The following is a 12,776-nucleotide window of genomic DNA, read 5'->3' as shown; positions in this document are numbered from 1 at the left end:
ACGGTGGGCACCCGTTCACGGTCCCCCGGTCCTCTTCGCCAAGATCGCGGACGAGGACCTGGAGTCGTACAAGGAGCGCTTCGGCGGCGCGCCGGCGAAGTAACCGAGACATCGCAGAATCCATCCGGAGGCCCGGGAACTTGTCGTTCCCGGGCCTCCGCCCGCTCAGGACAGAAGGGGACCCCACATGGCACCGCATTCGGCACCGACACCGCCGCCCCCCGCCCTCTCCGTCGAAGACCGTCTGGCCATCAGCGAGTTGATCGCGCTGCACGGGCACCTCTTCGACGAGGGGGAGTTCGACCGGCTCGGGGAGCTGTTCACCGCCGATGTCGTCTACGACGTGAGCGCCTTCGGGCAGGGCGAGCTGGTCGGCATCGCGGCGATCCGCGATGCCGCCCTGGCGGTCGGCGCCGCGAACCCCGTCGCCCACCACGTCACCAACGTCGTCGTCACCGCGCTCGCGGACGGCAGGGCCCGCGCCCGCTCGAAAGGCCTGGGCGTCATGGCCGACGGCTCCTGCGGCTCGGTGTCCTACGACGACATCGTGGTCCGCGGCCCCGAGGGCTGGCGCATCGCGCGCCGCAGGATCGCGGCCCGCCGCACCCCCCTCACGGGATCCTGAGCGCCCCCTGCTACTGACATGCGCCCGTCCACCCGTATGGTTTCCGCCATGGCAGTCCCCGAACTCATTCCGATCGCCTACGAACCACACGGCCGCACCGAGGCCATCGGCCACTACGCGGACGGTCAGTTCCTGGCGTCGGTGACCTACGCCTTCCCCGAAGGGTTCCGTCCCGACGACGGCTGGGAAGAGCACAAGCGCCTCTACACGGTGCTCCACACCTTCGACGCCGAGGGCCGGTACCGCGACTCCGAGATCTGGTGCGCCGGCACCTGGGCCGAGCAGCAGCGCAACCCGGGGAGTGAGGGCTCGGTACTCAGCCGCGCCCAGGCCCACCTGGGGAAGCTCCTGCGAAGCCTTCCCCGGCGCAGCTACACGGACATCGCGATCCGCCCCTTCCAACTCACCGTCGACGGCGTCCTGTTCGGCCTTCTGAGCGGCTCCGACGAGGAAGGCGACTGGGCCGAGCTCTACCCGGACCGCCTCGGCTTCGGCGCGCCGTGGGACGGCACGTACGACACCTGAGTGGTCCGCGGCGCCGTAGCAGCGCCGCCGTACCCGTGCCGCCGCACCAGCGCCGCCATACCAGCGCTGTCGTACCGCCGCCGCCGTACCACCAGGCAAAATGGCGGCATGACCGAGATCCACACCCCTCGCCTCCTGCTGCGCCGCTGGACCGACGACGACCTCGTCCCGCTGTCCGAGCTCCATGCGGACCCCGAGGTCATGCGCTGGGTCGACGACGGCTCGGTGCGTGATCTGGAGCGGACCGCGGAGGACATCGAGCGGTGGGAGGAGGAGTGGGACGACGAGGGCTTCGGCCTCTTCGCCGTCGAACTCCTCGCCTCCGGCGAACTGGCCGGCGTCACGGGCCTGTCCGTGTCCGAGTTCCTGCCGGAGGACACCCTTCCCGAGGTACAGATCGGCTGGCGCTTCGCCCGCCACTTCTGGGGCCAGGGCTACGCCTCCGAAGCCGCCCACGCCACCCTGGAGTTCGCCCTTCAGGACCGCGGCCTCGACCGCCTCATCAGCGTCCCCCGGCTGGGTGACGACGCCTCCGAGAACGTCCTGCGCAAGCTCGGCATGGCCCGGGACCGCGAGATCACGCACCCGGTGTACGGCTTCCCGGTGATCGTCCACAGCATCGACCTCACGGAGTTCGAGGCGTAACGAGTCCCCGCGCGCCGGACCGCCGATCACTGACCGCCGTTGCCACCCACTGGAGGGAAACCATCGTGATCACCCCCGAGGACGAGGTCCTCTTGCGCCGCGCGATCGATCTCGCCGCCCACGCCGTCAGCCTGGGCGACGCACCGTACGCTTCCCTGCTCGCCGGCCCGGACGGCGCCGTTCTCGCCGAGGCGCACAACACGGTGCGGCGCGACGACGACATCACGGCCCACCCGGAACTGAAGCTCGCCCGCTGGGCGGCCCGCGAACTCGACGCCGCCACGGCCGCGCGCGCCACCATGTACACCAGCTGCCAGCCCTGCGGGATGTGCACCGGCGGCATCATCCGTTCCGGACTGGGCCGCGTCGTCTACGCCCTCGCCACCGACCAACTCGTCGAGCTCAACCCGGATTCGGGCGCCTGGCCGACGGTGCCGCAGGAGGGCCCGGCCCTGTTCGACGAGGCCCGCGTTCCCATCGAGGGCTACTACCGGCGGTGACCGCTCCGGTCGGTACGAGGGGGCCCGGGAACGCGTCCGCTCCCGGGCCCCCTCGTGAGCCGCACCTAGGAAAGGACCCCGGCGCCCGTCGTCGTGGCCAGCTCCGTCGGCAGGTTCTTGGCCGACGTCTGGAGACCTGCGGTCAGGGTCGGCGTCCAGTTCACCGTCGTCTTGATCTTCTTGGAGTTCGCGGCGTTGTACGCGGCGACGAGGTCGGTCGCCGTGCCGTTGACGAGGTTGCCGCTGCCCGCGACCGAGCCGGTGCCGTCGCCGCTGAGCAGCTTCGCGACCTTCTGGCCGGTCGCGGTCCTCCAGTAGTTGTCCTCGGCCACGACCTGGGCCTTGGCGCGGGAGTTGATGCTGTAGGACGGCGCGTAGCCGTTGAGGGCGGTCGTGTCGTAGTAGTTGTTGTAGATGTGGACCTGGCCGATGCGGGTCAGGGGCGCTCGCTGGATGATCCCCTTCCACACGTTGTGGTGGATGGAGATGTGCAGCTTGCCGGTGCTGTCGGTGTCGCTGCTGCCGATCAGCATCGTCTTGTCGTGGTTGGTGAACTGGTTGCGCTCGACGGTCACCAGGTCGGAGCCGTTGGTGATGTCGAGGGCGCCGTCGTGGATCTGGTACTCGCGGCCGTAGTACTTCGCGTTGGCACTGTCGAAGTGGGGCCCGTCGCTGAACGTGTTGTGGTCGGCCCACACATGGGTCGCCGTGCGCAGGGTGACGGCGTCGTACGCCGAGTTCCAGTTTCCGTCGTCGCCGTCCGTCGGGTCCCACTGCGGGAAGCAGTCCTCGGTGGCGGTGAGGGTGAGGTTGCGGATGATGACGTTGTCGACGCCCTTCACCTGAAGGCTGCCGCCGGTGATTCCGGCCTTGGTGCCGGGCACGCCCACGATGGTGGTGTTGGCCGGCACCTTGAACACGATGTTCTTCGCCTGCTTGGCCTGCGCAGCGGCCCGGGCCGTCTCCTGCGTACCCTTCGGCAGCTTGGAACGGCCGTACGTCGAGGGGTCGTACGCCTTCAGGTACGCGGCCAGCGAGTAGCCGGTGCCCGACGTGTAGTCGGCGCAGGTCAGCTTCTTGCCCGCGTCGTCCGTGTTGGCGTCGATCGTGCCCTTGACCTTGATGATCTTCGCCGTGGAGTTCGAGGCGCTGCCCAGCGCCTTCACGAGCTGGGCGCGGGTGCTCACGGTGAAGACGTGCGCGGAGTCGGCCTGCGAGCCACCGGTCGTACCGGAGCCGGAGGCCGCCCAGCCGTCCTTCGCGGGCAGCGTCTGGTGGGCCAGGTCCACGGGGTTCGCGTCCGCGTTCATCACGAACACGGCAGCGCCGAGACCGGTGGCCGCGACGGCGGCACCGGCCACCAGAAGGGAACGGCGCTTGCGGAGGGACCGGCGGTGGGAGGGGGAAGCCACGGATGAGTCCTTACGTGGTTGTGGAGCACGTGCAGGGTGTGAAGCCTCCGTGGAGGCTTACGACTCATCAGTGGGCACCGGGTCCGGAAAGGTTGCCGCCCGTCGATCCTTTGCCTTCCGCCTCAACTCACGGCGGCTGCCGTGCTGTTGGCGGTCAACCGGGCGGCAGCTCCCCGACCGCGCCGACCGGCCGTTCCCTGTCCTGGGGGCAGACCCACACCGCGACGCCGTCGACGACGGTCGCGTTCAGCGGATGCGAGCCGGGATGCGCCGGGCAGCCCGGCCACACGGCCGGTTCCCCCTCCCCCCACAACGCCTCGACGGCCCACTCCTGCACCCCGTCCGCCACGGCGGCGAGCCGCACACCGGCCCGCTCGTCGGGCCACGCGTACACGCCCTGCCCCGAGCCGTCGGGCGCGTAGAGGGTGACTCCGGGGTAGTCGTCCTCGGGCTCACGGACGTCGGGCTGTACGGCGCACTGCGCACGGAGGTCCTTCAGGACGGTCTCGAGGGCGCGCGTGAACTCGTCGTCCGCTGTCACGGGCGGTCTGACTGAAGGCGGCGGACGAAGGCGGACCTCTGGCACTGGATCACGTCTACAGCTCCTTCCACAGGCGGTGGATGTGGTCCCGGGACCGGGCGGGGTCGAGAGCTACCGCCTCCACCTTACGAAAGAGCGTTCGCGTGGGCTGCAGCCTGACCAGCGGAGGTAGAATGAATCTACGTAGAATTAATCTACATAGATCCCCCCCGTCGGAGGCTCGCCCATGCCCACCCCCTTCGTAGGACGTGAAGCCGAGCTGGCCCTGCTGGACAAGCGCCTGGGCAGGGTCGCCGACGACGGCGCCGGGGTCGCGGTCGCCATAAGGGGCCGGCGGCAGGTGGGGAAGTCACGGCTCGTGCAGGAGTTCTGCGACCGCGCCCGGCGGCCGTACGTCTTCTTCACCGCGACCAAGGGCGCCTCCCCCGTGGAAGGCATCGCGGACTTCATGGCGGAGCTCCGAGAATCCTCGCTTCCGGCCGATCAGGAGTTCGTCCCGAAGACCGCTCCCACGAACTGGCCCGACGCCTTGCGGACCCTCGCCGCCGTGCTGCCCGCCTCACCCAGCATCGTCGTACTCGACGAACTGCCCTGGCTCGCCGAACAGGATCCGGTGTTCGACGGAGCGCTCCAGACCGCCTGGGACCGGCTGTTCTCCCACCGCCCGGTGCTCCTGCTGCTGCTCGGCAGCGACCTGCACATGATGGAGCGGTTCACGGCGTACGACCGGCCCTTCTACGGGAGGGCCGACAGCCTGGTCCTGGGCCCGCTCAACCCGGCCGAGACGGGTGACGCTCTGGGACTGGAGGCGTCGGACGCCGTCGACGCTCATCTCGTCTCGGGCGGGCTGCCCGGCATCCTGCGCGCCTGGCCGCATGCCACCCCGGCCCTCGACTTCATCAAGGCCGAGTGCGCCGACCCCGCCTCACCGCTCTTCGGTGTTCCGGAGGCGGCTCTCATGGCCGAGTTCCCCGCGCCCGACCAGGCACGCCGGGTGCTGGAGGCGGTCGGCAGCGGTGACCGTACTCACGCCAACATCGCCGCGACCGCCGGCAGCCAGAGTGGTGCGCTGCCCTCCGGAATACTGTCTCCGCTGCTCCGCCGCCTCACGGACGAGAAGCGGGTGCTCACCGCGGACTCCCCGCTTTCCACCAGCTCCGGAAAGCCCGCCCTCCACCACGTGGCCGACAGCAACCTGCGTTTCTACCTCGCCGCGATGCGCTCCGCACAGCAGCTGTCCCGGCGTGGCCGCCCCGAGGCCGCGTACCGGGTGGTCGAGCGCCGATGGGCGGCTTGGCGGGGGCGAGCCGTCGAGCCCCTCGTCCGTGAAGCGCTGGAACTGGCCGCGGCGGACGGTGAATTCCCCTGGCCCGACACGGAGGTCGTCGGCGGCTGGTGGAACAGGAAGTTCCAGCCGGAGATCGACCTCATCGGCGCCGATCGCTCGCCCGTCGCCGGGACCCTGTTCTTCGCCGGCTCCGTGAAGTGGCTGGCCTCGCCCTTCGACCGGCACGACCTGGCCACCCTCGTGCAGGGCGCAGCCCAGGTTCCCGGTTTCACACCGGGCTTCACGGGCCTGGCCGTCGTCTCCCTCTCCGGTACGGCGGAGTCGGTGGCCGACGGTGAAGTCGGGCTGGTGTGGGGTCCGCAGGACGTCGTTTCGGCCTGGCGGCGCTGAGGCGCCCGGGACTCCACAGTCCCGGGCGCCCGCGCGTCGGAAGTTACGACGCCGAAGCCGAAGCGCTCGGCTGTGTGTCCGTGCTGTCGTGTGTCTCGTCCGGGGCGACGCCCATCGTCAGGTGGGCGTGGACGCCCTTGGCGATGTGCTTCTTGTCGTACTTGAGGTGGAGCAGGCCGCCCTCGTGGCCGTTGTCCGGGTAGATCGTGTCCTCGGTCAGGGTCGTGCGGGTGGTGGTGTTGGTGGAGTACGGGGAGACCTTCGCCGACGCGAGGACCGACTTCTCGTCGAAGAAGAGCTGGCCCGTGTGGCAGGCGTGGCCGCCCTCGTAGCCCGCGTCCGTCCAGGTGCCGTCCACATGGACCTTGACGTGGATGTGGACGCAGCGGCCCTGGTACCAGCCCGGGAAGACCGTCTTGAAGGTGACGTAGCCGTGCTTGTCGGTCTTCCAGGTGCCGCGCAGGTAGCGCTCGTCGTCGGTGGGCTCGGAGTGGCCACCGCCGCCGCCCGTGCCTCCGGAGGGGGCGCCGGACGGGGGCTCACCGGTGGGCGTACCGGAGGGCGCGTCCGAGGGGGAGCCCGACGGCGGGGTGCCGCCACCGCCGGCGCCGCCGCTGCCCATCGCCTCGTAGCCGGAGTAGATGCCGAGCGAGCTGCAGTGCCAGATGTCGACGGCCGCGTTCTTGACGGGCTTGCAGGTCTCCGCGTCGATCACCTTGAGCTTGAGGGTGAGCGGGATGCCCTCCTCGTCCTCGGTGATGTCCTGGCGGATCTTGTCCGCGTCGATGTAGTACGGGCCCTCGGTGGTCTCCGTGGTGAGGGTGTAACACGTCTCCGACGTGGTCGCTCCGGTGTTCTCGGAGGTCTCGCCCGCGAACGCGTTCATGGCGAGGCCGCCGCCCACACCCACGGCCGCGACGGCCGCTCCACCTGCGACGACGACCTTGCGCCGCGTCATGTTCCTTTTGTGCGCCGGTCCTTTGGAGGGCTCGTTCTCTGTCTCAGTCATGGGCCGGGACGCTATGAACCGCACCTGTCAACAGCGTGGGTGAGGACTGTGGTTGGCGTGTAGACGCGGAAGTGGCCCGGAACCGACGTCGGTTCCGGGCCACTCGCGCGTACGGGGACTACTTCGGCTGCGGCTTGCGCACCGACAGGTGCAGCTCACGCAGACGGGTCTCGTCCAGCTCGGTGGGCGCGCCCATCATCAGGTCCTGCGCGTTGCCGTTGAGCGGGAACGCGATCGTCTCGCGGATGTTCGGCTCGTCCGCGAGCAGCATGACGATGCGGTCGACGCCGGGGGCGATCCCGCCGTGCGGCGGGGCGCCGAGGCGGAACGCGCGGAGCATGCCCGCGAACTGCTCCTCGACGGTGTCACGGTCGTAGCCGGCGATCTCGAAGGCCTTGAGCATGATGTCGGGCTCGTGGTTCCGGATCGCGCCGGAGGACAGCTCCACGCCGTTGCAGACGATGTCGTACTGCCAGCCGAGGATGTCCAGCGGGTCCTGGGTCTCCAGGGCCTCCAGGCCGCCCTGCGGCATCGAGAACGGGTTGTGCGAGAAGTCGATCTTCCCGGTCTCCTCGTCCTTCTCGTACATCGGGAAGTCGACGATCCAGCAGAACCGGAAGACGCCCTCCTCGAAGTGACCGGCACGCTTGGCGGCCTCGACCCGCACCGCGCCCATGATCTTCGAGACCTCGTCGAACTCGCCCGCACCGAAGAAGACGGCGTGCCCGGCGGAGAGGGACAGCCGCTTCGTCAGCTCCGCGACGTTCTCCTCCGTGAGGAACTTCGCGATCGGGCCGGTCAGCGAGCCGTCCTCGGCCACACGCACCCAGGCCAGGCCCTTCGCGCCCTGCTCGACCGCGTAGTCACCGAGGCCGTCGAAGAACTTGCGGGACTGTCCGGCGACGTCCGGGACCGGCAGCGCGCGCACGTGCTTGCCGGCGAAGGCCTTGAACTCCGAGCCCTCGAAGACGTCGGTGATGTCGACGAGCTCCAGCTTGGCGCGCAGGTCCGGCTTGTCGGAGCCGAACTTCAGCATCGACTCACGGAACGGGATCCGCGGGAACGGCGACGTCACGTGACGGCCCTTGCCGAACTCCTCGAAGAGCTCCGTCATGAGCTTCTCGATGGGCTGGAAGACGTCCTCCTGCTCGACGAAGCTCATCTCGACGTCGAGCTGGTAGAACTCGCCCGGCGAGCGGTCCGCGCGGGCGTCCTCGTCACGGAAGCAGGGCGCGATCTGGAAGTACCGGTCGAAGCCGGAGATCATCAGCAGCTGCTTGAACTGCTGCGGCGCCTGCGGCAGCGCGTAGAACCTGCCCGGGTTCAGACGGGAGGGCACCACGAAGTCGCGCGCGCCCTCGGGGGAGGTCGCGCTGAGGATCGGGGTCGCCATCTCGTTGAAGCCCAGCGCCGTCATCTTGTGGCGGATCGCGGAGATCACGGCCGTACGCAGCAGGATGTTGCGGTGCATGCGCTCGCGGCGCAGGTCGAGGAAGCGGTACTCCAGACGCCGCTCCTCGTTGACACCGTCCTCCGTGTTGATCGTGAAGGGGAGCGGGGCGGCCGCGCCGAGCAGCTCGACCTCGCTCACCTCGACCTCGATCTCGCCGGTGGGGAGGTCCGCGTTGACGTTCTCGGCGCCACGCGAGACGACCTTGCCGTCGATGCGGACCGTCGACTCCTTGGAGATCTTGTCGAGGGCCTCGTACGCGGGCGTGCCGGGGCGGGCCACCAGCTGCGTGATGCCGTAGTGATCGCGCAGATCGATGAAGAGGATGCCGCCCAGGTCTCGGCGATTGTGCAGCCAGCCGCTCAGCCGGACGTCGCTTTCGACGTCAGAGGCGCGGAGCTCGCCGCAGGTGTGGGACCTGTACCGATGCATCGTCGTTCATCCAGCCTTCGCGGATCGGGGAGTGTTTCACGTGAAACACACCCCAGGGTACCGGCCGCCCCACAGCGCCTCTCCCCATTACCTCGGCGCTCCCTTCGGTGGCAGCTCTCGATCACCTCTCCCTACAGTGGGTCAATGCGCACTGGTGAGCCCCTGCCCGCCGTGGGGGACGTCCTGGCCGCCCTCGCAACCGGTCTGTGGCGTTGGGACAACGCCGCGGGGCAGGTCACGGTCGATGCCGAGGCCGCTCGGCTCCTCGGGCTGCCCGCGGAAACGGCGACGCTCACGGTGGCGGCGGTGCGCGCCCGGCTGCACCCGGTCGACTGGAACGAGATCGTCTCCGTCGTGCAGCTCGCCGTGATGGAGGAGACCCTCGCCGAGGTCCGGGTCCGGATCATGGACGAGCACGGCCGGGTCGTCCGCACGGTGCGCAGCCGCTCCAAGCCCTCCTTCAGCCACGAGGTGAAGGCGTACGAGCTGATCGGCACCATCCAGGAGGTCACCGAACCCCCGCCGGGCGCCGCCGCGCGCAGCCCGGTCACCGGGGACTGGCGCCGCTCGCGCGAGGCGTTCCTGCTGGACGCGGGGCGCGCGCTGGCCGAGGCGCGGTCCACGGAGGAGGTGCTGCGGGTCGCGGCGGGCCTGTCGATGCCGGGGTTCTCACCGGACGGGCTGGCGGTGTTCGGCGCCGAGGGCGACCGGCTGACGGTCATCGGCCACCACGGGCACCAGCCGGGGGCCGAGGGCCCCTTCTCCCATATGGCCCTGGACACGGACTACCCGGCCGCCGAGGTCGTCCGCACGGGCCGGGCCGTCTACCTCTCCACCCCCGAGGACTACAAGGCGCGCTATCCGGCGTCCTGGCCACTGGCCCAGCACTTCGGGCGGGAGTCCTGGGCGTTTCTGCCGCTGACCGTCGCCGGGCGCACGATGGGCGCGTGGATGGCGGCTTTCACGTATCCCGTCACCTTCACGCCCGACGAGCGCTCGGTGCTGACCACCGTGGCGCGGATGCTCGCGCAGGCCCTCTCGCGCGCCGGCGCCGCCGAGTCGGAGCGGGAGCTGACCGACGGGCTGCAGCGCTCGATGATGCCGACGTTGGGCCCGGAGATCCCCGGCATGGCCGTCGCCGCCCGCTACGTCCCCACGGGCGGCGGGCTCCAGGTCGGCGGCGACTGGTACGACATGATCCCGCTGCCCGGCGGCACCTCCCCCGCGAAGTCCGGCGGCGGCCGTTTCGCGCTGGTCATCGGCGACGTCCAGGGGCACGACGTACGGGCCGCCGGGCTGATGGGCCAGCTGCGGATCGCGCTGCGCGCCTACGCCTCCGAGGGCCATCGCCCCGACGCCGTCCTCTCGCGCGCCTCCCGCTTCCTGTACGGGGTCACGGACTCGGTGACGTACGGCGAGAGCGGCCCCGAGGCGGGCGACGTGCGCTTCGCGACCTGCCTGTACGTCGAGGTCGACCCGGCGACCGGCACGCTCGACATCGCCCGCGCCGGGCATCCCGACCCGGCGATACGGATGGCGGACGGGACGGTGCTGATGCGGCCGACCGCGGGCGGGCTGCCGCTCGGCATCGACCCGGACGCCGACTACCCGACGACCCGGCTCGTCCTGGAGCCCGGCGAGACCATGCTGATCTGCACCGACGGGCTGATCGAGACCGGCGGCCACGACCTCGACACCGGCTGGCGGCGCATCCGCCGCACCCTGGAGTCCCACGACGGCGACATGGAGGCCCTCGCCGACGCCCTCGTGCAGGCCGTCCACGGGCCCTCCTCGCACCACACCACCGGACCGCTGGCCGACCGGCGCGAGGACGACATAGCGCTGCTGCTGCTGTGCCGGCTGGGCGAGGGGTGCGGCTGCGACAGCGAGGTGATCACGGCTCCCTCCGTACGCCGCACGATGCTGACCATCGCGCAGGCCGAGCCGGAGCGGATCGCCGGGGCCCGGCAGCAACTGCGGGAACTGCTGCACGACTGGGCGTCCGAGGACCAGGTCGACTCCGCCGTCCTGCTCGTCTCCGAGATGCTCACCAACGTTCTCGTGCACACCGACGCCGACGCGCTGCTCGTCGCCGAGGTCACCGGCGAACCCGGCCTCGTGGGCACCCCGGGCGACCGGCGGATGCGCGTCGAGGTCACCGACGCCAGCGACGACCTCCCGCACCGTCGCCACCCCGGCGAACTCGCCTCCTCCGGACGCGGCCTGGTCCTGACCGAGCTCCTCGCGGACGCATGGGGTGTGGACCCGCGGGGCGAGGGCAAGAGCATCTGGTTCGAGCTCTACGAGTCCGGCGGCGCCGAGGCTCCCGAGGGGGCGGGGGAGTAGCGCGTACGCAGTTCGTGCGCGACCCCGAAGGCGGCCGCCGTCAGCGGCACCGCGAGCAGCATCCCGAGGACCCCGGCCACGGACGCGCCCGCGGTGATCGCGAGCATCACCACCGCGGGATGCATCTGCACGGTCCGGCTCTGGATCATCGGCTGGAGCACGTGCCCCTCAAGCACCTGTACGGCGAGTACGACGCCGAGCACCCACAGCGCGATCACGAACCCCCGGTCCGCGAGCGCGACCAGCACGGCCATGGCCCCGGAGAGGAAGGCGCCGAGGTAGGGGATGTACGCCCCGACGAAGACGAGCGCGCCGAGGCCGACGGCACCCGGCACGTCGAGGACCAGCAGCCCGACGCTGATGCAGAGGGCGTCGATGAGCGCGATGATCGTGGTCCCCCGCATGAAGCCCTCGACGGCCTCGAAGGCGCGGCGGCCCATGGCCTCGACGGTGTCGGCGGTGCCGCGCGGCGCGAGCGACCGCAGGGCGCCGACCGCGTGCTGGGAGTCCCGCAGGAAGAAGAAGACGAGCAGCAGCGCGAGCACGGCCATGGCGATGGTCTCGCCGACGACACTGACCCCGCTGATGACGTTGGACGCGGCGGTCCCGCCGAACTTGGTCAGCAACTCCTTGGCGTTGGAGGCGAGGTCGTCGAGCGAGGTCCCCGCCGCCCCGAAGTGCTCGACCAGCGACTGCGCCGCGTCCTTGAGCGACGACACGATCTGATCCCCGGTGTCGATCAGCGCGGCGACCACGATGTACACGGCCCCGCCCACCACCGCCACCACGGCGACACAGGTGAGCCCCGCCGCGACCGACCGGTTGACCTTCACCCTGATGAGCCACCGGTGCAACGGCCCGAGCAACGCCGTCCCGAGCAACGCGAGCAGCACCGGCGTCACCGCCGTACGGAACTCACCGCACAGCACGACCCCCACCCACCCGACCGCGGCAACGAGCAGAACGACGACACACCAGGCGGCCAGCCGCCGGACGGGTTCGGGGAGGAGTTGCACGCTTCCACCCGAACACGGCCCGGTCCGGCTGTCCTGCCGGGACGAGCCGCCCGGGTGACGGGGCGTCACATCCGGTGTCAGCTCGGAGAGACCCTCTGGACGTCCTCGCTCACCGCGTCAGCCGACGGGGGTGGGGCGTGACATTCGTGAGCGGCGCCGCCGCCTTGGTCGACAAGGTCCTCGTACACCCCGACCTTGAACCTGATCAGGTCCAGGGACTGGGTGAGCCTGGCGATCTGGCTGGTGACCTGCTCTTGGTGCTCGCGCATGAGCGTGAGCCGTTCCTCCTCGTTGCCGGCGCCCGCTCTGACGAGATCGGTGTATCGCCGCAGCACGGGCAGAGGCATGCCCGAGGCGCGGAGAATGATGCAGATGGTCAGCCAGTCCACGTCGTCCTCGCTGTAGAGGCGGCTCCCGCCTGCTCTGCGCTGCACGGGATTGACGAAGAGGCCCTCGCGCTCGTAGAAGCGCAACGCGTGCACGCTCAAGCCGGTGCGCTCGGCGACCTGTCCGATGCTCAGACTTGCCGTGATCTCAGCCATGCCCGCCAGGCTAACGGGGGTTGACCTAGATCAAGGTCTAGTTCCTAGCGTGCCT

12 protein-coding genes and 2 pseudogenes are annotated in these 12,776 nt (G+C 70.3%); 7 read left to right on the top strand and 7 right to left on the bottom strand.

Annotated features, from left to right (window positions below; all coding sequences use genetic code 11):
* Positions 1–10 precede the first annotated feature (10 nt).
* The 5 genes and pseudogenes from ACN6LB_RS14565 to ACN6LB_RS14545 form a co-directional block, all read left to right on the top strand.
* Positions 11–103 (top strand): annotated as a pseudogene (locus ACN6LB_RS14565) (hypothetical protein); the annotation flags it as partial.
* Positions 104–187: 84 nt separating this feature from the next.
* The gene (locus ACN6LB_RS14560; RefSeq protein ID WP_445026156.1) at positions 188–625 is read left to right on the top strand and encodes a nuclear transport factor 2 family protein; all 438 of its coding nucleotides are present in this window, start codon (positions 188–190) and stop codon (positions 623–625) included.
* 48 nt (positions 626–673) lie between these two features.
* The gene (locus ACN6LB_RS14555; protein ID WP_445026155.1) at positions 674–1,150 is read left to right on the top strand and encodes a hypothetical protein; all 477 of its coding nucleotides are present in this window, start codon (positions 674–676) and stop codon (positions 1,148–1,150) included.
* A gap of 108 nt (positions 1,151–1,258) precedes the next feature.
* Positions 1,259–1,795, top strand: coding sequence for a GNAT family N-acetyltransferase (locus ACN6LB_RS14550; protein ID WP_445026154.1), 537 nt, complete (start codon positions 1,259–1,261; stop codon positions 1,793–1,795).
* A 65-nt stretch (positions 1,796–1,860) separates the two neighbouring features.
* Positions 1,861–2,295 (top strand): nucleoside deaminase, encoded by a 435-nt coding sequence (locus tag ACN6LB_RS14545; protein ID WP_445026153.1) that lies wholly within the window; start codon positions 1,861–1,863, stop codon positions 2,293–2,295.
* A 65-nt stretch (positions 2,296–2,360) separates the two neighbouring features.
* Here ACN6LB_RS14545 and ACN6LB_RS14540 read toward each other — a convergent pair whose 3' ends face one another.
* From ACN6LB_RS14540 to ACN6LB_RS14530, 3 genes and pseudogenes are all read right to left on the bottom strand, one after another.
* Positions 2,361–3,707, bottom strand: coding sequence for a pectate lyase family protein (locus ACN6LB_RS14540; protein ID WP_445026152.1), 1,347 nt, complete (start codon positions 3,705–3,707; stop codon positions 2,361–2,363).
* Positions 3,708–3,861: 154 nt separating this feature from the next.
* Complete coding sequence (locus ACN6LB_RS14535) at positions 3,862–4,248, bottom strand: hypothetical protein (RefSeq protein WP_445026151.1); 387 nt, start codon at positions 4,246–4,248, stop codon at positions 3,862–3,864.
* A 55-nt stretch (positions 4,249–4,303) separates the two neighbouring features.
* Positions 4,304–4,390: pseudogene (locus ACN6LB_RS14530) on the bottom strand (transcriptional regulator); the annotation flags it as partial.
* A gap of 84 nt (positions 4,391–4,474) precedes the next feature.
* On the opposite strand from ACN6LB_RS14530, the gene ACN6LB_RS14525 reads away from it, so the two are divergent.
* The gene (locus ACN6LB_RS14525; RefSeq protein WP_445026150.1) at positions 4,475–5,926 is read left to right on the top strand and encodes an AAA family ATPase; all 1,452 of its coding nucleotides are present in this window, start codon (positions 4,475–4,477) and stop codon (positions 5,924–5,926) included.
* A gap of 43 nt (positions 5,927–5,969) precedes the next feature.
* On the opposite strand, the gene ACN6LB_RS14520 is transcribed toward ACN6LB_RS14525, so the two are convergent.
* Together ACN6LB_RS14520 and aspS are read right to left on the bottom strand one after the other, a co-directional pair.
* On the bottom strand, positions 5,970–6,935 hold the full coding sequence (locus ACN6LB_RS14520) for an intradiol ring-cleavage dioxygenase (protein ID WP_445026149.1): 966 nt from the start codon (positions 6,933–6,935) through the stop codon (positions 5,970–5,972).
* 118 nt (positions 6,936–7,053) lie between these two features.
* Positions 7,054–8,817 (bottom strand): aspartate--tRNA ligase, encoded by a 1,764-nt coding sequence (aspS, locus tag ACN6LB_RS14515; RefSeq protein ID WP_445026148.1) that lies wholly within the window; start codon positions 8,815–8,817, stop codon positions 7,054–7,056.
* 144 nt (positions 8,818–8,961) lie between these two features.
* Between aspS and ACN6LB_RS14510 the strand changes: the two genes are divergently transcribed.
* Positions 8,962–11,163 (top strand): SpoIIE family protein phosphatase, encoded by a 2,202-nt coding sequence (locus ACN6LB_RS14510; RefSeq protein ID WP_445026147.1) that lies wholly within the window; start codon positions 8,962–8,964, stop codon positions 11,161–11,163.
* Here the strand turns inward: ACN6LB_RS14510 and ACN6LB_RS14505 are convergent.
* Entirely contained in the window at positions 11,118–12,179 is a 1,062-nt protein-coding gene (locus ACN6LB_RS14505; protein WP_445026146.1) for an AI-2E family transporter, read from the bottom strand. The two genes, ACN6LB_RS14510 and ACN6LB_RS14505, sit on opposite strands and share 46 nt — an antisense overlap.
* 77 nt (positions 12,180–12,256) lie before the next feature.
* Positions 12,257–12,721, bottom strand: coding sequence for a MerR family transcriptional regulator (locus ACN6LB_RS14500; RefSeq protein ID WP_445026145.1), 465 nt, complete (start codon positions 12,719–12,721; stop codon positions 12,257–12,259).
* Positions 12,722–12,776: the final 55 nt, after the last annotated feature.

The organism is Streptomyces sp. SAS_270 (assembly GCF_052543295.1).
The sequence above is the reverse complement of the archived record's forward strand: the minus strand, read 5'-3'. Positions and strand labels throughout refer to the sequence as shown.